Origin of the sequence: Massilia sp. CFBP9012 (assembly GCF_034045115.1) — a bacterium.
GTDB lineage: Bacteria > Pseudomonadota > Gammaproteobacteria > Burkholderiales > Burkholderiaceae_D > Telluria.
This window is the reverse complement of sequence record NZ_JAXCWM010000006.1, coordinates 119,593-139,163: the sequence shown is the minus strand read 5'-3', so window position 1 is coordinate 139,163 and position 19,571 is coordinate 119,593. Positions and strand designations below refer to the sequence as shown.

The 19,571-nt window shown below is 65.9% G+C and carries 19 protein-coding genes; 8 read left to right on the top strand and 11 right to left on the bottom strand.

What is annotated here, in order from left to right:
* Positions 1-170: 170 nt before the first annotated feature.
* Entirely contained in the window at positions 171-554 is a 384-nt protein-coding gene (locus SOM61_RS11605) for a hypothetical protein (RefSeq protein ID WP_320474240.1), read from the top strand.
* Here the strand turns inward: SOM61_RS11605 and pnuC are convergent, their stop codons facing one another.
* Both pnuC and SOM61_RS11595 read right to left on the bottom strand, forming a co-directional pair.
* Positions 555-1,127 (bottom strand): nicotinamide riboside transporter PnuC, encoded by a 573-nt coding sequence (pnuC, locus tag SOM61_RS11600; RefSeq protein ID WP_147935579.1) that lies wholly within the window; start codon positions 1,125-1,127, stop codon positions 555-557. It abuts the gene before it with no gap.
* A gap of 61 nt (positions 1,128-1,188) precedes the next feature.
* Complete coding sequence (locus SOM61_RS11595) at positions 1,189-1,683, bottom strand: pyridoxamine 5'-phosphate oxidase family protein (protein WP_320474239.1); 495 nt, start codon at positions 1,681-1,683, stop codon at positions 1,189-1,191.
* A gap of 164 nt (positions 1,684-1,847) precedes the next feature.
* Here SOM61_RS11595 and nadB point away from each other — a divergent pair, with 164 nt between their 5' ends.
* From nadB to SOM61_RS11575, 4 genes are all read left to right on the top strand, one after another.
* Entirely contained in the window at positions 1,848-3,455 is a 1,608-nt protein-coding gene (gene nadB / locus SOM61_RS11590; RefSeq protein WP_320474238.1) for an L-aspartate oxidase, read from the top strand.
* A 1-nt stretch (position 3,456) separates the two neighbouring features.
* Positions 3,457-4,362 carry a DMT family transporter gene (locus SOM61_RS11585; RefSeq protein WP_320474237.1) on the top strand — a complete coding sequence of 302 codons (906 nt, stop codon included), beginning with the start codon at positions 3,457-3,459 and terminating at the stop codon, positions 4,360-4,362.
* A 78-nt stretch (positions 4,363-4,440) separates the two neighbouring features.
* Positions 4,441-5,334 carry an NAD-dependent protein deacetylase gene (locus SOM61_RS11580; protein WP_320474236.1) on the top strand — a complete coding sequence of 298 codons (894 nt, stop codon included), beginning with the start codon at positions 4,441-4,443 and terminating at the stop codon, positions 5,332-5,334.
* Positions 5,331-6,371, top strand: coding sequence for an alpha/beta fold hydrolase (locus SOM61_RS11575; RefSeq protein ID WP_320474235.1), 1,041 nt, complete (start codon positions 5,331-5,333; stop codon positions 6,369-6,371). Before SOM61_RS11580 ends, SOM61_RS11575 begins: the two co-directional genes overlap by 4 nt.
* Before the next feature lie 206 nt (positions 6,372-6,577).
* On the opposite strand, the gene SOM61_RS11570 is transcribed toward SOM61_RS11575, so the two are convergent.
* From SOM61_RS11570 to queE, 9 genes are all read right to left on the bottom strand, one after another.
* Complete coding sequence (locus SOM61_RS11570; protein WP_208278836.1) at positions 6,578-6,898, bottom strand: hypothetical protein; 321 nt, start codon at positions 6,896-6,898, stop codon at positions 6,578-6,580.
* A 23-nt stretch (positions 6,899-6,921) separates the two neighbouring features.
* Positions 6,922-7,785 (bottom strand): carboxylating nicotinate-nucleotide diphosphorylase, encoded by an 864-nt coding sequence (gene nadC, locus SOM61_RS11565; protein ID WP_320474234.1) that lies wholly within the window; start codon positions 7,783-7,785, stop codon positions 6,922-6,924.
* Positions 7,782-8,921, bottom strand: a complete 1,140-nt coding sequence (nadA, locus tag SOM61_RS11560; protein ID WP_320474233.1) for a quinolinate synthase NadA — start codon at positions 8,919-8,921, stop codon at positions 7,782-7,784. The genes nadC and nadA overlap by 4 nt, the downstream gene beginning before the upstream one ends.
* Positions 8,922-8,987: 66 nt before the next feature.
* Positions 8,988-10,586: an ABC-F family ATPase gene (locus SOM61_RS11555; protein ID WP_147935405.1), complete on the bottom strand. Its 1,599-nt coding sequence runs from the start codon at positions 10,584-10,586 to the stop codon at positions 8,988-8,990.
* 110 nt (positions 10,587-10,696) lie between these two features.
* The gene (ldcA, locus tag SOM61_RS11550; protein WP_320474232.1) at positions 10,697-11,614 is read right to left on the bottom strand and encodes a muramoyltetrapeptide carboxypeptidase; all 918 of its coding nucleotides are present in this window, start codon (positions 11,612-11,614) and stop codon (positions 10,697-10,699) included.
* Positions 11,611-12,540 (bottom strand): alpha/beta hydrolase, encoded by a 930-nt coding sequence (locus SOM61_RS11545; protein ID WP_320474231.1) that lies wholly within the window; start codon positions 12,538-12,540, stop codon positions 11,611-11,613. The genes ldcA and SOM61_RS11545 overlap by 4 nt, the downstream gene beginning before the upstream one ends.
* 172 nt (positions 12,541-12,712) lie before the next feature.
* On the bottom strand, positions 12,713-13,237 hold the full coding sequence (gene tadA, locus SOM61_RS11540) for a tRNA adenosine(34) deaminase TadA (protein WP_320474427.1): 525 nt from the start codon (positions 13,235-13,237) through the stop codon (positions 12,713-12,715).
* Complete coding sequence (queD, locus tag SOM61_RS11535) at positions 13,237-13,680, bottom strand: 6-carboxytetrahydropterin synthase QueD (protein ID WP_320474230.1); 444 nt, start codon at positions 13,678-13,680, stop codon at positions 13,237-13,239. Before queD ends, tadA begins: the two co-directional genes overlap by 1 nt.
* Before the next feature lie 15 nt (positions 13,681-13,695).
* The gene (gene queE / locus SOM61_RS11530) at positions 13,696-14,331 is read right to left on the bottom strand and encodes a 7-carboxy-7-deazaguanine synthase (RefSeq protein ID WP_320474229.1); all 636 of its coding nucleotides are present in this window, start codon (positions 14,329-14,331) and stop codon (positions 13,696-13,698) included.
* 220 nt (positions 14,332-14,551) lie between these two features.
* On the opposite strand from queE, the gene SOM61_RS11525 reads away from it, so the two are divergent.
* From SOM61_RS11525 to SOM61_RS11515, 3 genes are all read left to right on the top strand, one after another.
* Complete coding sequence (locus SOM61_RS11525; RefSeq protein WP_320474228.1) at positions 14,552-15,499, top strand: sensor histidine kinase; 948 nt, start codon at positions 14,552-14,554, stop codon at positions 15,497-15,499.
* Between the two features lie 140 nt (positions 15,500-15,639).
* Entirely contained in the window at positions 15,640-16,614 is a 975-nt protein-coding gene (locus SOM61_RS11520) for a sensor domain-containing diguanylate cyclase (RefSeq protein WP_320474227.1), read from the top strand.
* A gap of 88 nt (positions 16,615-16,702) precedes the next feature.
* Positions 16,703-19,570 carry a M16 family metallopeptidase gene (locus tag SOM61_RS11515; RefSeq protein ID WP_320474226.1) on the top strand — a complete coding sequence of 956 codons (2,868 nt, stop codon included), beginning with the start codon at positions 16,703-16,705 and terminating at the stop codon, positions 19,568-19,570.
* Position 19,571 lies beyond the last annotated feature (1 nt).

Sequence of the window (19,571 nt, the reverse complement as noted above, 5' to 3'; positions counted from 1 at the left end):
AGCACCGGCCCCGCCGATTGCGGAAGCATCATGCTTGAGGCCGCTCGAATATCGGCCTTGTGGGCGGTCGAGTCCTACAGCCGCCCGCCCTGCAGGCCGATAGTGAGCGGGCCGAGCCTGCCCGACAATGCGGTATCGATCCCGCCATTTCATACATTGAGGAGACCCCGATGAACACCGCATCCAACCCAGGCCCAGGCAAGGACGACAGCGTCACTGTAGGCGTCGGCGGCCAGACCAGCGGCCAGCAAGACGCCACCCCGAGCCACGAGAGCCATACTGAAACCGGCGGCAACGGCGGCCCTGGCCTGACCCGCAACCAGTCCGGCCCCTACGTCAACGCACCGGACGGTACCGAGGGCGCGGCCGCCACCGATGTCGAAACGCACGAGGCCGCGCCGCGCACCGAATCGGTGGACGCAGCCATGACCCATGCCAATCCGGGCGCCCAGGACACGCGATCTGGACAGGCGGGTCCGCGCGCGACCGGGCTGGGGACTCCCGAGACGGGCGGCAACCAGGACGAGCGGGATCTGCCGCCGGTCCAGCCCTGATCAGGTGCCTGCGCGCTCGCGCCTGGCCAGCCTGGTCCACCAGACCCAGGACACGATCGCATTGACCCAGAAGCACAGGTAGAGGAAGGCCGTGAGGTGCAACCCGCGGCTGTAGTACAGCGGCACGGCGATGGTATTGACCAGCAGCCAGACCGGCCAGTTCTCGATGCGCCGCTGCATCATCAGGAGCTGGGCGATGACGCTGAACACCAGCACCGCAGAATCGATGAAGGGCGCGTAGGCATTCGTATAAAAATGGAGCAAGGCGCCATAGGCGGCGGTGGCGGCAATGCCGGCCGGAATCATCCATGCGAGGCTGCGCCAGCCGGCGTGCGTGATCGGCAGTGGCGCCCCATCGTTGCCGTGCAGCCAGCGCCACCAGCCCAGCACCCCAGTGCCGACGAAGAACATCTGCAGCACGACGTCGGCATACAAGCGGTTCTGGGCGAACAGCACGCCGAACAGCGTGCAGCCGACGATGCCGGTCCACCAGGTGTGGACATTGTTGCGACCGGCCAGCAGGATGGCGGCGGCCGTGAAGGCGTTGGCCGCCAGTTCGAGCGGGCTGGTCATTATGTGCGCTCCAGGATTCGGGAGCGCTACTGTAAGGCACGCGCGTGCCCTACTGCAAGAATTACAGCTTGATGGTGCCGTGCTCGCCGTCCACGTCAGGCTGGGTGCCGGTCACGGCCGCCTTGGCCATGGCGAACAGGCGCACCATCTTGCTATCGTTCGAATCCCAGTATTCGGCGGCGTGCGGGTCGACCCGCACCAGCACCGCGTGCTGGTCTCCCGGGCCGGCCGGGAACCAGGCCTGCACCATTGGATTCCAACGTGCGACGACCTGCGCGCGGTCGACGACCCGTTCGGCGCGGCCGCTGACCGAGACATAGGTGCTGTTGTCGTTGTCGGCGAAGCTGACGTTGACTTCCGGCTGGTGCGCGATGCTGTCCCACAACTCGGTCGTGGAGTTGACGAAGAACCAGATGCCGCCTTCGGCATCGACGTCCTGCTTGGTCATCGGCTGGCTGACCAGGTGGTCGTACTGGTCACGGAAGGTGAACATGGCGAAGCGCATCGAGCCGATCCGGTCGGCGAGCGCGGCTGCGTGGTGGCGGTCTGCGGTCATGGTATGTCCTTGATGGGTGACTAAAACCCCATCCTAACGTGCCTGGGGGCCGCTGTTCGGTGCGGGGCCGTACAGTGTTGACCGAACTGGACGCCTTCCCCCCAGCCTGACGTATCGACCACAAATCGCTTATAGTGATGCCTCTGTACACATATGACATTGCCATGAAATTTGACGTCGCGATCGTCGGTAGCGGCCTGGCCGGCCTGTCCGTTGCCCTGCACCTGGCCGAGACCCGCAAGGTCGCCATCATCTCGAAGCGCGCACTGCGCGATGGCGCCAGCAGCTGGGCCCAGGGCGGGATCGCCGCCGTCCTCGATTCTGGCGACAGTCATGACCAGCACATCGACGACACCCTGGTCGCCGGCGCCGGCCTGTGCGACGAAGGGGCGACCCGCGCCATCGTCGAGGGTGGCCGCGCCGCCATCGAATGGCTGATCGAACAGGGCGTGCCGTTCACGCGCGACGCCACGGCCGAGCTGGGCTTCCACCTGACCCGCGAAGGCGGCCACAGCCAGCGCCGCATCATCCATGCCGCCGACGCCACCGGCCACGCGGTGCAGGTGACGCTCGAAGAAAAGGTGCGCGCGCACCCGAATATTGCGCTGTTCGAGCACCACGTGGCGATCGACGTCATCACGTCCGACAAGCTGGGCGCGCCGGCGCTGGTGGGCCAGCCGCGCTGCTATGGCCTGTATGTGCAGGACATCGAGAGCGGCCAGGTGCTGACCTTCGAGGCCGACCACACCGTGCTGGCCACGGGCGGCGCCGGCAAGGTCTATCTGTACACGACCAATCCCGACACCGCCACCGGCGACGGCATCGCCATGGCCTGGCGCGCCGGCTGCCGGGTGTCGAACATGGAATTCATCCAGTTCCACCCGACCTGCCTGTACCACCCCTACGCCAAATCGTTCCTGATCACCGAGGCGATCCGCGGCGAAGGCGGATTGCTCAAGCTGCCGCGCGAAGCCGGCGCCGTGGCCGGCACCCGCTTCATGCCGGCCCACGACGAGCGTGGCGAGCTGGCCCCGCGCGACGTCGTCGCCCGCGCCATCGACTTCGAGATGAAGAAGCGCGGCCTGGATCACGTGGACCTCGATATCAGCCACCAGGATCCGGAATTCCTCAAGGAGCACTTCCCGACGATTTACGCGCGCTGCCTGGAGCTGGGCATCGACATCACGCGCGAGCCGATCCCCGTGGTGCCGGCCGTGCACTTTACTTGTGGCGGCATCGTGACCGACCTGGCCGGCCGCACCGACATCCCCGGCCTGTATGCGGTGGGCGAAACCGCCTGCACCGGCCTGCACGGCGCCAATCGACTGGCCAGCAATTCGCTGCTGGAGTGCGTGGTGGTGGGGCGCGCCTGCGCCGAGCATATTGCGGGGAGCAGCCCGGCCGAGCATCCGGCGCTGCCGGCCTGGGACGAGAGCCGCGTCACGAATGCCGACGAAGAAGTAGTCATCGCCCATAACTGGGACGAGCTGCGCCGCTTCATGTGGAATTACGTCGGCATCGTGCGCACCACCAAGCGCCTCGAGCGGGCCGAGCACCGCATCAAGCTGCTCAAGGAAGAAATCGACGAGTATTACCGCAACTTCCGCATCACGCCCGACCTGCTGGAGCTGCGCAACCTGGTCGAGGTGGCGCACCTGATCGTCAAGAGCGCGCTGTCGCGTCACGAAAGCCGCGGCCTGCATTATTCGCGCGATTTCCCGGACACCCTGCCGAAGGCGCTGCCGAGTGTCTTGACGCCGCGGCGCGGCTGAGATGTCGACGCCCGGCTATCGGCTGACCCCGGCCACCGCCCTGCTCCTGACCATCCCACCTGTGCTGTGGGCGGGCAACGCCATCGTCGGCCGCCTGGTGCGCGACGCGGTGCCGCCGATGACGCTCAACCTGATCCGCTGGTCGATCGCGCTCGCTGTCCTGCTGCCGCTGGGCCGCGCCGCCCTGCGCTCCGGCAGCGGCGTATTGACCAACTGGAAGCGCTACAGCATGCTCGGCCTGCTGGGCGTCGGCCTGTACAACTCGCTGCAATACCTGGCGTTGCAGAGTTCGTCCCCGATCAACGTGACCCTGGTCGCCTCCGGCGTGCCGGTGTGGATGCTGCTGGTCGGGCGGCTGTTTTTCGGCATCCCGGTCAAGCGCAGGCAGGTCGCGGGGGCGGTGCTGTCGATCGCGGGCGTGCTGGTAGTCCTGTGCCGCGGCTCGCTGGCCGAGCTGGCGGCGCTGCGGCTGATGGCGGGCGACCTGTACATGATCCTGGCCACCATCGCCTGGTCTTTCTATAGCTGGCTCCTGATGCAGCAGAAGGACGTGCCGGCGCTGCGCGCGGACTGGGCCGCTTTTCTGCTCGCCCAGGTCGGCTTCGGCGTACTGTGGTCGGGTGCGCTGGCCGGCGGCGAATGGGCGATCAGGGACGTGCACATCGCCTGGAGCTGGCCGCTCGTCGCCGCCCTGCTGTACGTGGCGATCGGCCCGGCCATCATCGCCATGCGCTGCTGGGGCGCCGGCGTGCAACGCGCCGGGCCGAGCCTGGGCGCCTTCTTCATCAACCTGACGCCGCTGTTTACGGCGCTGCTGTCGTCGGCCTTTTTGGGCGAGGCGCCGCACCTGTATCACGTGCTGGCATTCGGCATGATCGTGGGCGGGATCGCGGTATCCGCCAGATAAGCGGCGCTGACCCGGGGAATCGTGTGTGGCTCCCGGATTGCCGATGTTACGATCCCATGCATGGGAGGAAGAAGCGGCATGGCAGAAGGTCTCAGCAATCACGAGGGTATCGACGCGCTGGCCTCTTTATTGGCAAGGCACCCGCGTACCCTGGTCCTGACCGGCGCCGGCCTGTCGACCGCCTCCGGCATCCCCGATTACCGCGACCGTGACGGCGTGCGGCGCGGCCGGCTACCGATCCAGGGCCCGGAATTCCGGCGCGACGTCGCGGTCCAGCGCCGTTACTGGGCGCGCAGCATGGTCGGCTGGCCGCTGCTGGCGCGCGCCAGGCCCAACGACGGCCATCGGGCACTGGCCGCCCTCGAAACGGCCGGCAAGCTCGGTTTCATCCTGACCCAGAACGTCGACGGCCTGCACCAGCAGGCCGGCAGCCATGCGCTGCTCGAATTGCACGGCAATATCCACCATGTGGCCTGTTTAGCCTGCCATGCGCGCTTCCCCCGTGCTTTTGTGCAGACCCAGCTCGAATTCGCCAACCCGGCCCTGCTGCAGGCGATGGCCACGCCGCTGCCGGATGGCGATGCGGCGCTCGATCCCGACGCCGTCACCGGCGTCGAGATTCCTGCCTGCGTGCACTGTGGCGGAGTACTGATGCCCGACGTCGTCTTCTTCGGCGATAACGTGCCGCCGGCGCGCACCGCCTGCGCGCTGGCCCAGATGGAGGCGGCCGACGCACTGCTGGTGGTCGGCTCGTCGCTGATGGTGTATTCGGGCTTCCGTTTCTGCCGGCTGGCGCATGCGGCCGGCAAACCGATCGCCGCCATCAACCTCGGGCGCACCCGCGCGGACGACATGCTGGCGCTCAAGCTCGAAGCGACGGCCGAACAGATCTTGCCGCAGGTGGCGCAACTACTTGGGGCGAACCGGCCCGCGCCGCCATCCGACCTTATCGACCATAGGGGGACCATGTGATCAGCACCTATCGAAGCACAAACGCAAGCAGCACGCGGCGCCTGTCGGCCGGCGTCGCCATCGCCGGCCTTAGCCTGCTGGCATCCTGGCTGCTGGTACGCGCCAAATCCCGGCGCGCCGAACGCGACCACCCGCCGACGGGCAGCTTCATCACGGTCGACGGCGTCAAGCTCCATTACCTGGAGCGCGGCCAGGGCCCAGTGCTGCTGCTCTTGCACGGCAACGGCGTCGACGCCACCGACTGGGAACACAGCGGCCTGCTGGACGCCGCTGCCGAGCATTACCGGGTGATCGCCTTCGACCGCCCCGGCTTCGGCTACAGCGAACGGCCGCGCACCACGGTCTGGACCCCGGACCGCCAGGCGCGCCTGTTGCATCACGCGCTGCAGGAACTGAACGTGGACAGCGCCATCGTCGCCGGCCATTCCTGGGGCACGCTGGTGGCGCTGAGCATGGGGCTGCAGGTGCCGGAGTTCGTGCGCGGGCTGGTGCTGGTCTCGGGCTACTACTATCCGAGCGTGCGCATGGACGTGCTGGTCGGCGCGCCGCCGGCCCTGCCGCTAGTGGGCGATGCACTGCGCTACACGGTGGCGCCGCTCGCCGGAAGGCTGATCTGGCCGGCGGCGATCGGCCGCGCGTTCGCACCGTTGCCGGTATCGGAGCGCTTCCGCGAGACGTCGCCGTGGATGGTGCTGCGGCCCGCGCAGCTACGGGCGAACGCCGCCGATTCGAGCCTGATGGTGCCGGGCGCAATGTCGCTTGCGCGGCGTTATGGCCAACTGAAAGTGCCGGTGCAGATCCTGTCCGGCACCCAGGATGGCGTCTGCGATTGTGGCCACAACGCCGAACGGCTGCATGCGGCGCTGCGGCATAGCGAACTGTCGCTGACGCCGGGCGTGGGCCATATGCTGCATTACGCCGAACCGGGCAAGGTGCTGGGGGCGATCGATGCGATTGCGGCACAGGCCGGGGTGCCGGCGCATATTCCTACCGCGCGCGAGAATGCGCTGGCAGCGGCCGGCGAAAGCGGGGTTTGACGTCGTCCCCGCGACGGCGGCGTTTGACGTTACACCCGCGAAGCCGGCTTTGACGTCGTTCCCGCGAAGGCGGGGACCCAAGGCTGCTTGCATATCGCAAGGGCAGACGGTACTTCAGGTTTAAGAGTACTTGGGTCCCCGCCTGCGCGGGAAGTCGTTACTGCCAGTGGCAGTAACGACGGGTTCGAGCGGTGCGGGCTAAAGGATCAGCTATTACCGAGCTTGATCGCCAGCCCGGCAAACAGGCTCGCCGCCATCGCCAGCGACAACACGCCATGCACGGCCGTCGACCCAATCGACGACGCCTCGGCCGAGTCGTCGCGCTTGAGCGCCATCGCGCGGCCCAGCACAACCGGGCGCAGGAAGCCGCGGATGCCGACCAGCAGCATGCCGATACCGAAGAACAGTTCGCCCTTCATGCCATACATGATGCCGTCGAGGAGCTGGGGCACGCCCAGCAGCAGGCCGAAGCCCAGCCAGAACAGGCGAAAGCCAAGCGAACGTTTCAACTTGTCGGAAGTCGTCATGAAGATCCTGTGAAAATGAATGGTCAGATGATGCGCAGCGAGTAGTCGGTGGCCCGCACGTCCTTGGTCAGACTGCCGATCGAAATGCGGTCGACGCCCGTCTCGGCGATCGCGCGCACCGTCTCCATATTGATGCCGCCGGACGCCTCGAGCAGCGCACGGCCGGCATTGACCTGCACCGCTTCGCGCATGCGCGCCAAATCGAAGTTGTCGAGCAAGACCGACTTGACGCCGGCATCGAGCGCTTCCTGGAGCTGGGCGATGGTCTCGACTTCGATCTGCACCGGCGTGCCGGAATTGAGTGCGGCGGCCGCCTGCAGCGCGGCGGTGACGCCGCCAGCAGCCGCGATATGGTTCTCCTTGATCAGGATGCCGTCATACAGCGCCAGGCGCTGGTTCTTGCCGCCGCCGACGCGCACCGCGTACTTTTGCGCCAGGCGCAGGCCCGGCAAGGTCTTGCGGGTGTCGAGGATCGCGGCTTTGGTGCCGGCAATCACGTCGACATAGCGGCGGGTGGCCGTCGCTACGCCAGAGAGCAGCTGCATGAAGTTCAACGCGCCGCGTTCGGCCGTGAGCAGTGAACGCGGATTGGCGCGGATGGTGCACACCGTCGAGTCAAGCGTCATGAGCTCGCCCTCGGCATAGTGCCAGTCGATCTCGATGTCCTGGTCGACCGCCAGCATCAGGCCTTCGAACCACGGCGCGCCGCACAGGACGGCGGCTTCGCGCACGATCACGCGCGCCGTCACCACGCCATCGTTCGGCACCAGCTTGCCGGTCAGGTCGCCGGTGCCGATGTCTTCCAGCAGTGCGGCCAGGATGTTCTGCTCGAAGGCTGCCTGCAGTCTGTCGTCGAACTGGGCGTGTTGGTTTCTCAGTGTGGTCATGCAGGTCCTACCCCCGAGAACATCGGGGCATTGTTTTCCAGTTTGCCGGTCGGGAGTGCCTTGGCGCGCTTGGCGGCCGCGAAATCGAGCATGCGGTCGATGGCGCGTTTCGCTTGCAGGCCCACAGCCGGGTCGACGTGGATCTGGTTGGCGCCCGATTCGAGCACTTCGGCCAGGTTGCGCAGGCCGTTCATGGCCATCCACGGGCAATGCGCGCAGCTCTTGCAGGTCGCGCTGTTACCTGCGGTCGGCGCCTCGATGAAGGTCTTACCCGGGGCCGCCATCCGCATCTTGTGCAGGATGCCGTTGTCGGTGGCGACGATGAAATGGGTCGCGTCCATGGTCTGGGCCGCGTTGATCAGCTGGGTGGTCGAGCCGACGGCGTCGGCCAGGGCCACGACGTTGGCGGGCGATTCCGGGTGTACCAGCACTTTCGCATTCGGGTACTCGGCTTTCAGCAGGTCGAGTTCGATGCCCTTGAATTCGTCGTGCACCAGGCAGGAGCCCTGCCACAGCAGCATATCGGCGCCGGTCTTGGCCTGGATGTAGGAACCCAGGTGGCGGTCGGGCGCCCACAGGATCTTCTTGCCTTGGGCGTGCAGCTCGGCCACGATGTCCAGGCCGATCGACGAGGTCACCATCCAGTCGGCGCGCGCCTTCACGGCCGCGCTGGTATTGGCATACACGACCACGGTGCGGTCCGGATGCTGGTCGCAGAAGGCCGCGAATTCGTCGGCCGGGCAGCCCAGGTCGAGCGAACAGGTCGCGTCGAGGTCGGGCATCAGGATGGTTTTTTCGGGACTCAGGATCTTGGCGGTCTCGCCCATGAAACGCACGCCGGCCACCACCAGGGTCTGGGCCGAATGGTCGCGGCCGAAGCGCGCCATCTCCAGCGAATCCGACACGCAGCCGCCGGTTTCCTCGGCCAGGTCTTGCAGGTCGGCGTCCACGTAATAGTGGGCCACCAGCACGGCGCCCTTCTCTTTCAGCAGGCGCCGGATGCGATCCTTCAGTTCGGCGCGCTCGGCCATCTCGGGCGCGCTCGGGATTTTCGCCCAGGCCTCGGCGGTGCAGGCCATGCCGGCCTGGGGCCGGTCGTATTCGTAGGTCTTGATTGGTACTGTTACGGCATTCATGCTCGCGCGTCTCCTCGCGTTGGCGGGGACCTGCCCCGCCATCTCCTTCAAACGTCTACCCGTGGATCAGTCGATGCCCTGGCTGCGCAGGTATTCCTCGTAGTTGCCCTGGAAGTCGACCACGTCGTTTTCGCGGATCTCGATGACGCGGGTGGCCAGCGAAGACACGAACTCGCGGTCGTGCGAGACGAAGATCAGGGTGCCGGCATACTTGTCGAGCGCGATGTTCAGCGATTCGATCGATTCCATGTCCATGTGGTTGGTCGGCTCGTCGAGCAGCATCACATTGTGACGGCCCAGCATCAGCTTGCCGTACATCATGCGGCCCTTCTCGCCACCCGACAGCACCTTGACCGACTTCTTGACTTCGTCGCCGCCGAACAGCAGGCGGCCCAGGATCGAACGCACGGCCTGGTCGTCGTCGCCCTCTTGCGTCCAGCGGCCCATCCAGTCGGTGAGGGTTTCGCCACTGGCGAATTCCTCGGTCGGATCCTGCGGCATATAGCCGGGGTTCGCGTTCTCGGCCCACTTCACGCGGCCGCTGTCCGGCTGCAGGTTGCACAGCTCGCCGCCGATCGTGCGCAGCAGCGTGGTTTTACCGGCGCCGTTGGCGCCGATGATCGCGATGCGCTCGCCCGCCTCGACCATGATCGAGAAGTTCTTGAACAGTTGGCGATCATAGGCTTTCGAGATATTCTCGGCTTCCACCGCCAGGCGGTGCAGCTTCTTCTCGCCTTCGAAACGCACGAAGGGATAGGCGCGCGACGACGGCTTGAATTCCTCGATCTTGATCTTGTCGATCTGCTTGGCGCGCGAAGTCGCCTGGCGCGCCTTCGATTTATTGGCCGAGAAGCGGCGCACGAAGTCCTGCAGTTCGGCGACCTTCTCTTTGGCCTTGGCGTTGTTCGCCAGTTGCTGGTTGCGCGCCTGGGTCGAGGCCAGCATGTAGTCGTCGTAGTTGCCCGGATAGACCTTCAGGGTGCCGTAGTCCATGTCGGCCACGTGGGTGCAGACCTGGTTCAGGAAGTGACGATCGTGGGAAATGATGATCATGGTGGAATTACGCTCGTTGAGCATGTTTTCCAGCCAGCGGATCGTGTTGATGTCCAGGTTATTGGTTGGTTCGTCGAGCAGCAGGATGTCTGGATTCGAGAACAGGGCCTGGGCCAGCAGCACGCGCAGCTTCCAGCCCGGCGCCACGGCGCTCATCGGCCCCTGGTGCAGGTCGGTGCCGATTTCCAGGCCCAGCAGCAGTTCGCCGGCGCGCGCCTCGGCCGAGTAACCATCGTATTCGGCCACTTTGCCCTCGAGTTCGGCGGCCTTCATGTAGTCGTCGTCGGTCGCTTCCGGATTGGCGTAGATCGCATCGCGTTCGGCGATCGCGTTCCACAGCTCGGTGTGGCCCATCATGACGACGTCCAGCACGCGCACGTCTTCGTAGGCGAACTGGTCCTGGCGCAGCTTGCCGAGGCGCTCGCCCGGATCGAGGCTGACGTTGCCCGCCGACGGCTCGAGGTCGCCGCCCAGGATTTTCATGAAGGTCGACTTGCCGCAGCCGTTGGCGCCGATCAGGCCATAACGGTTGCCTTCGCCAAATTTGACGGAAATGTTCTCGAACAGCGGCTTGGCGCCGAATTGCATCGTGATATTGGCTGTGGATAGCACTGTATTACCCCAAAAAGCATATTTGATTAACCGGCTATTTTACCATTCTGCGCCTTGCCAGGCGAATAAGGGTCGATTCCGGACAGCGGCTGGCGCGTCAGGCGCGCAGATCAGGCGCGAACCAGGGTCGGATAGTCGGACAAGGTCAGGCGGAAGCCAATGGCATCGGACACCAGATGGCCCTGGGCGCCGAACGGGATGGTGACGCGGCGCTCGATATGGCCGAAGGAGAGGCCCGTCAATACCGGCAGCGGCAGGGTCTGGCGCAGGTAGGCCAGCATGGCATCGAAGTCGTAACCGTTGTCGAGCGGTCCCAGGCGATAGCCCGAAAAGTCGCCCAGCACTACGGCCTGCTGGCGTTCGAGAATGCCGGCCTGCATCAGTTGCAGCAGCATGCGCTCGACCCGGTACGGATGTTCGGCGATGTCTTCGAGCCACAGGATGCCGTCGTCGATGCGCGGAAAGTATGGCGTGCCGACCATTGCGCCGATCATGGCCAGATTGCCACCCCAGACGGTGCCGCGCACGTCGAGCGCCGGATTGCCGGCCACGCGCTCGGTGATGGTATGGGTGGGGCCGGCCAGGCAAGACCAGAAATCCTCGAGCGTGAACGCGACCGGCTCGAGCGCGCCGAAGTCGCCCGCGATCATCGGCCCGGCATAGCTCAGACCGCCCGCCTTCGCCATCAGGCCCATGTGCAGGGCTGTCAGGTCCGAAAACCCGACCACGATCTTGCCGCTGGCCGCGATCGCCTCGAAGTCGATGCGCGGCAGCAGGCGGCTAATGCCGTAGCCGCCGCGCAGGGCGATGATGAGGTGTACGTCGGGATCGGCCGCGGCGGCATGCAGTTGTTCCAGGCGCGCGTCGTCGGTGCCGCCGAAGCGCAGGTAGGAGCAGCTGTGGTCGTAGTAATTACGCACCAGGAAGCCCTGCTCCTCGAGGCGCGCGATGGCGCGTTCGAGCGCCGATGGTTCGGGAATGCAGCCGGCTGGCGCCACGATGGCGATGCCGGGACGGGAAATGATCACTGTTTGACGTAGAGCCGGGGTGTTGAATCTGGCAACATCTTACCCCGCGCATGGGAGTCGATCAAGGCAAGGATGCGCTCGACCAGCTGTGGCGGCAAATCGTGGCCCATCCCTTCGATGATTTCGAGCCGCGCGCCATCGATGTGGCGCGCGACGTCCTGGCCGCAGGCGGCGGGCAGCAGCGGATCGGCGGCGCCGTGGATGACGAGGGTGGGCGCCGCGATCGCCGGCAGCAGCGCGCTGCGGTCGCCGGCGGCAAGCAGCGCCAGCATCTGGCGCGCACTACCGCCTGGGCAATAGCAGCGTCGCATCGAGCGCGTGACGCGCTTGCGCAACTGCCGGTCAGGCGTCGGATAGGACGGGCTGCCCAATGCCCGCAGCAGCCCGACCGCATGGTCGATGACGCTGTCGAGATTGGCTGGATCGGCCGGACGGCTGGCCAGCGCCTTGCGCACTGTCGCGCTTGGCCCTGGCAGGCCGCGCCGGCCGCTGGTGGACATGATGGAAGTCAGGCTCAGCACCCGCTGTGGATGCCGCGCCGCCAGTTGCTGCGCGACCATGCCGCCCAGCGCCGAGACGCCCACCAGATGCGCCCGGGCCACGCCCAGCGCCGACAGCACGCCGAGGGCATCGGCCGCCATATCGTCGATGCCATAGGGCGAGCGCAGCGACCAGCCGAGGGCCGCCTTGATGCGTGCCAGCGTGAGGTTCGGGGTGCCGGCAAGTTCGAACTTGGTCGACAGGCCGCTGTCGCGGTGGTCGAAGCGGATCACGTAGAAGCCAAGCTCGACCAGGCCTTCGACGAATTCATCGGGCCAGTTGCTCAGCTGCATGCCGAGGCCGTGGATCAGGAGCAGTGGCGCGGCTTTGGGGTCGCCCGTGGTGTCGAAGGCGATGCGCAGGCCATTGGCGTGGAGGGTAGGCATGACGGCAGGTCAGGAGCGCGTAATGTGGCGCCGCCTGGCGCCGATGCTGTTCGTGGTTCACATCCCGATGGTCGGACGGCCGTGCCGTCATGGCGACTTGAAATCAGAATAACAGCTTATTGGCGCGCATGGCGCTCCGCCTGATGGAATGCGCCCGGACCGCCCTGCCGGCTTACCCCTGGACCGCGGCCGGCTTGCGCGCCGCGTTGCGGCGTTCCACGAAAAAGGCCTTGAGCATGGCGCTTGCCTCTTCCGCCATGACGCCGCCGACCACCTCGGTGTGGTGGTTCAGCCTGTCTTCGTCGAACAGATTGACGACCGAGCCGCAGGCGCCGGTCTTGGGGTCGGTCGCCGCGTACACGACCTTCGCCAGGCGCGCATGCATCATCGCCCCCGAGCACATGATGCAGGGTTCCAGGGTCACGTACAGCTCGCAACCAGGGAGCCGGTAGTTACCCAGCTTTTCGGCGGCCGCGCGCAGGGCCACGATCTCGGCGTGGGCGGTCGGATCGTGGCCGCTGATCGGCTGGTTGAAGCCGGTCGCGATGACTTCGCCATCCTTGACCACGACGGCGCCGACCGGCACCTCGCCGCGGTCCCAGGCCAGCTGCGCCTGGGCCAGGGCCAGGCCCATATAGCGCCCTTGCGCGGTCGCGGTCGGTGCTTGCTGGGCGGCCTGGTCGGTCGAATCCGGCATCATTCCGTGATCTCGGCCCAGCAGTTCGGGGTTTCGTGCAGCACCAGCTTGTGCAGGCGCAGGCCGTTGCCGTAGCGGTCAATGAACACGGCCTTCAGGATATCAAACGCCACCTGGGCCAGGTTCTCGACGGTCGGGATGCGGTCGATCACGATCGTCTTGTGGTCCGGCAGCGATGCCAGGAACTCACGCACCTTGTCATCCTTTTCGTACACGATGAAGGCGTGGTCCCACACGTCGACCAAATGCTGTTTTGCCAGGGCCTTCACGTCGGAGAAATCCATGATCATGCCATTGTCGGAATTGCCATCGGAATCGATAACCTGGCCTGTCAGAGTAATCTCAAGGGTATAGCGGTGCCCGTGCAGGTTGCGGCACTGGCTTTTGTGGTCGGGAATCCGGTGTCCGGCATCGAATTCGAGCTTGCGGGTAATGGTCAACATGCTGCGTGTGGATCTTTAAGGAATCTGAAGAAGTTTATGGGTCTGGAGGCTGAGCTTCCATTTCGGGTTGGCGCGGCAGGTCTCGATCGCCAGCTGGATGTTGCGGGCGGCCAGCGGGCCGTCCATCGCCTGCACGAAGAAGTGCTCGAAGTCGAGTCCTTCATAGGTGGCCAGGTCCTGGCCGAGCTGCGGGATGACGACCTTGATCTCGCTGCCCTTGTGCACCACCAGCGTCGAGCCCATCTTGGGGCTGACGCAGATCCAGTCGACGCCTTCCGGCACCGGCAGGGTGCCGTTGGTCTCGATGGCGATGGTGAAGCCGCGCGCATGCATGGCGTCGATCAGGGGGCGGTCGAGCTGCAGCAGCGGTTCCCCGCCGGTGAACACCACGTATTTGCTGGCCGGATAAGTGGCCGGCCACAGGCTGTCAATCTCGGTCGCCAGCAAGTCCGCCTCCTTGAACTTGCCGCCGCGCTCGCCATCGGTGCCGACGAAATCGGTATCGCAGAACTGGCATACGGAGGTCAGACGGTCGGCTTCGCGCCCGGTCCAGAGGTTGCAGCCGGAAAACCGGCAGAACACGGCTGGCCGACCCGCATGGGCGCCCTCCCCCTGCAAGGTATAGAAGATCTCTTTGATGCTGTAAGTCACGTTAAGCCTCTCGTCAACCTTCCATTATAGCGCGGCATGCCGTGCGGCGGGTAGCGTGGCCCCGCGGTTGCCGCCGTTCCACAAAACGTGTCGCGTGGCAGGCGCTTGAGAAGAAACAATATTCCTACAGCCGCGCGGCGGTATGGTCCTACGGAATGTTCCGAATCCGGTAAGAGGGCTACCCATGAAAAAGTCTTCGGTTTTACTAGTTTTCCTATCCTTGCTTGCCCAAAGCGCCCAGGCCAGCGAAGCGCATGTACTGGTGCCCCTGCCCTGGCGCAGCGCGGCGCCGGAGATACTGGCCTGCGTCATGGTCACGCTGGCCGCGCTGGTGCTGGCCTACATCGGCCTGCGCCGCAGTGTCACCACCGATGAACGGGCGCGCGCCCTGCAGCACCAGCTCGCGGCCGAGCGCGAGGCGCGCTGTCAGTCCGACCAGGCGCTGGCCGACAACCACGATGTGCTGTGCCGCATGGTGCGCCAGCACGAAGGCGTACGCGAGGGCGAGCGGACCCGGATCGGATGTCAGTTGCAGGCCGAGCTGGGCCGTCGCCTGTCGAGCTTGCGCGACGAGATGGCGAACCTGCAAGAGTGCGCCCAGGCCACGCCCGCCCTCGCCGTCCGGCTGGACCGCGCGCTGGCCGGCATCGACGGCGCCATCCACGCAGTGCGCGCCGTCGCCGGCGGCCTGCGCGGCGCCAATCCGGGCGATGGTCTGCGCCAGGCCCTGGAACGCTGCCTGGCCGAGCACGCCCATCGCCACGGCCTGCGCTACCGCTTCGAGGCCGGCGTCGATCCGCGTTCACGCGCCAGCCAGGACCGGGCGGCGCGGCTGGCCGTATTCCGCGTGTTGGAGGACGTGCTCGCCGGCGCCACGCGCAAGGTCGGCGGCCGCGCCGACGATCAGGAACGCGAACTGCATGTCCGGTTGCTCGAAGGCGCCAGCACGCTCGGCCTCGAGATTGACGGCTGCGCCGGCTCTGTGGACGAGGTAACCGCCCTGCCCGTCGAGCTGGTCGAGCACATCCGCGCCATGGGCGGTGTGCTGCGAATGGTCGCCACCGCCGAGCGGCGCGCCCGCTGGACGCTCTCGGTGCCGGTGTGCGAGGCCGTACGCGATGCGGTGCAGGATGCGGCGCCCGGACTGCCCGCCATGAAGGTGGCCTGAACCGTCCAGCGTTGCAAAATGCCACCTCGCCATTGTCCTTGCTCAAAATCAATGGCCTGACCCTGCTCGTGTTGCAGTATCGGTCCCTAGCGGCAACTCCAGTTGTCGCCTTCCGATACCGCAACCACAGAGGACGGCTCATGAGCGCACCCAGCAAAGGCACAGGCCCGACAGACCTGGTCCAGGACGTGGCATTCGTGGGGCAGTTGATGGAAAGCCTGTCGGTGCCGGTATTCGTGCTGGGCACCGATGCCCGCGTCATGATCTGGAACCGCGCCTGCGAGGAGCTGACGGGCGTGCCGGCGCCCGAGGTGCTCGGCACCGGCGACCACTGGCGCAGTTTTTATGAAATCCAGCGCCCCACCCTGGCCGACATGGTGCTCAAGGGCCGGCGCGACGAGGCTCGGCTTCCCTCGGGGATGGACGGCCGCTCCCCCAGCCCCCTGTCGATCGAGAGCTGGTGCGACATGCCGCGCGCCGGCCGGCGCCGCTACCTGGCGGCCGACGCCAGCCCGATCTTCAATGCCAGCGGCCAGCTGTCGGCGGTGGTCGAGACCCTGCGCGATCTTACCGACGCCAAGATGGCGCAGATCGCGCTCGAGCAGCTGGCCACGCGCGACGGCCTGACGGGCCTGGCCAACCGGCGCTGCTTTGACGACACCTTGCATGAGGAATGGACGCGCGCGCTGCGCCAGATGCAGCCGCTGTCGCTGCTGATGGTGGACGTCGACAACTTCAAGTCCTATAACGACGCCCACGGCCACCTGGGTGGCGACGAATGCCTGAAACGGGTGGCGCGCGCCGTGGCCAGCGAGATGCGGGCCAACGACCTGGTGGCGCGCTACGGTGGCGAGGAATTCGCCGTGATCCTGCCCAATCAGTCGCTGAAAGGCGCCGCCATCGTGGCCGAGCGCATCCGCTGCCGGGTCGAACAGCTGCAACTGCCGTGCCGCTTCGCCGCCGGCCACGTGACGGTGTCGATCGGGGCCGCCACCGCCATCGCCGGGCCCGACAGCCACGCCAGCCAGCTGGTCGCGATCGCCGACGCCGCCCTGTACCGCGCCAAGCACCTGGGGCGCAACCGCATCAGCCTGCCGATGTCGGAAGCCGCGTAAACACGGGTATTCATCGGTAGTCCTGCGGCTGTTCATTCCTTGGCGGATAGACTATCCTTCGCGATTGTCTATTTCCCAAGGAGACATCGTGTTCCAATCGACCCTGTCGCGCACCACGCTCGCGACATTGATTTCCGGCGTGGTCCTGGCCGGCGCCGCCAATGCCGCTCCTGCCGCTGCGACTGCCAAGCCGGCCACCGGTGGCGACGTGCTGCCGTTCAAGGCCACCGAAAAACTGCTTCCCAACGGCCTGAAGGTCATCGTGGTGCCGACCGGCTTCCCGAACCTGGTCTCGGTGCATATCCCGGTGCAGACCGGTTCGCGCAATGAAGTCGAGCCGGGCAAGTCGGGCTTTGCCCACTTCTTCGAGCACATGATGTTCCGCGGGACGCCGACCTACCCGCCGGAAAAATACCAGGAAGTAATCACGAAGGCCGGCGCGCGCCAGAACGCGTATACCAGCGACGACCTGACCAATTACTACACCACCTTCGCCAAGCAGGACCTGGAGACGGTGCTGAAGGTCGAGGCCGACCGCTTCCAGCACCTGTCGTATCCGGTCGAGGCCTTCAAGACCGAATCGCGCGCCGTGCTGGGCGAATACAACAAGAACAGCGCGAATCCGATGTCGAAGCTGTTCGAGGTGCAGCGCGACGCCGCCTACACAACCCACACCTACAAGCACACCACGATGGGCTTCCTCAAGGACATCGAGGACATGCCCAACCAGTACGATTATTCGAAGGTCTTCTTCGATCGCTGGTATCGTCCTGAAAAGACCACCATCATCATCGCCGGCGACGTCGAGCCGTCGAAGGCGATCGCCATGGTCGAGAAATACTGGGCCGGCTGGAAGCGCGGCACCTTCAAGTCGAACGTGCCGGTCGAACCGGCGCCGCGCGGCGCCCAGTACCGCCACGTGGCCTGGCAGACACCGACCCTGCCGCTGGTGACGGTCGCCTACCGCGCCCCGAGCTTCGTCGCCCAGCAGAAGGAGCAGGCGGCGCTGTCGATGGCGCTGTCGCTGAGCTTTGGCCGCACCTCGCCGCTGTACAAGCGCCTGGTGCAGGACGAGCAAAAGGTCGACCAGCTGTTCGACTTCACCCCGAACCGGGTCGATCCGGCCCTGGCCACCATCGGCGCGCGCGTGAAGAATCCGGCGGACGCCCTGATGGTGCGCGACGCCATCCTGCAGACGGTGGCGAAGCTGCGCGACGAACCGGTGAGCGCCCAGGAACTCGAAGCCGCCAAGTCGGCCCAGAAGTATGGCCTGATCCGCTCGCTCGACAATACCGAGGCGATCGCCTCGACCCTGGCTTCCTATGTGCACTTCGAGCGCTCGTACGGCACCCTGAACGGCTACTACCGGGCGATCGACAGCTTGAGCCCGGCCGACCTGCAGGCCGCCGCGCGTAAATACCTGGTCGACGACAGCATGGTGGTCACCACCCTGTCGCATGACGCGCTGCCGAAGGGCATCGAGCAGCTGCCGAAGCTGGCGTCGTTCGCTCCTCAGGCAAGCGATGCGAAATTCGACGTGCTGGTGCAGAAGTCGGCGCTGCCGCAGATCCGCTTCAAGCTGCTGTTCGCCGCCGGCTCGGCCCACGACCCGAAAGGCAAGGAAGGCCTGGCCGCCCTGACCGCCGCGATGGTGGCCTCGAGCGGTTCTCGCGAGCGCAAGATCGACGAGGTGACCAAGGCGCTGTTCCCGATGGCCGGCAGCCTCACCGAGCAGACCGACAAGGAGATGACGACCTTCACCGGCACCATCCACAAGGACAACTGGGAAGAGTATCTCAATATCGCCATGCCGCTGCTGACCGACCCGGGCTTTCGCGAGGAGGATTTCCGGCGCCTGAAGGACGCCCAGCGTAACGCCCTGGTGCTGGACCTGAAGGACAATAACGAGGAAGAGTTCGGCAAGGAGCGGCTGCAGGCGAATGTGTTCGCCGGCACCGGCTACGGTCATCCGGTGCTGGGCACCGTCGCCGGCATCGACGCCATCTCCCTCGACGACGTGAAAGCCTTCTACGCCAGGGCCTATACCCGTGGCGCGGTGAAGGTCGGCATCTCGGGCGATGTGTCGGATGCGATGACGGCTTCGCTCAAGGCGCAGCTGGCGCGCCTGCCGCAAGGCGCGGGCCTGCCTGCCACGAGCGTGCCGAAAGGCCGCATGCCGACTGGCCTGGAGGTGGAAATCGTCGAAAAGAACACCCGCGCTACCGCGATGTCGTTCGGCCTGCCGCTCGAAGTCACGCGCACGCACCCGGACTTCGCCGCCCTGTGGCTGGCCAAGACCTGGTTCGGCGAACACCGCTCCTCGAGCGCCCACCTGTACCAGCGCATCCGCGAAGAGCGCGGCATGAACTACGGCGACTACGCGTACATCGAAGCCTTCCCGCGCGGGATGTTCCAGTTCTTCCCGAACCCCAACCTGGGCCGCAAGGCGCAGCTGTTCGAGGTATGGATCCGCCCGGTGGCGCCGCAGAACGGCCACTTCGCGCTGCGCGTGGCGCTGCACGAGCTGGGCAAGATGGTCGACGCGGGCATCAGCCAGGCCGACTTCGAGACCACCCGCGACTATCTGATGAAGAACGTGTTCGTGATGACCGCGACCCAGGACCAGCAGCTGGGTTATGCGCTCGATTCGCAGTGGTATGGCACGCCGGGCTTCACCTCCCTGATGCGCGACGCCCTGGCAAAGCTGAGCGCGGCCGACGTCAATGCGGCGATCAAGAAGCACCTGTCGGCCAAGAACCTGTCGGTGGTAATCATCACCAAGGATGCGGCCGGCCTGAAACAGGCGTTGGTGAGCGATGCCTTCTCGCCGATCAAGTACGACGCCAACAAGCCGCAGGCCTTGCTGGACGAGGACAAGCAGATCGGTGAGATGAAATTGAACATCAAGCCGGAGGCGGTGAAGATCACGCCGGCAGCCGAGGTGTTTGCCAAGTAAG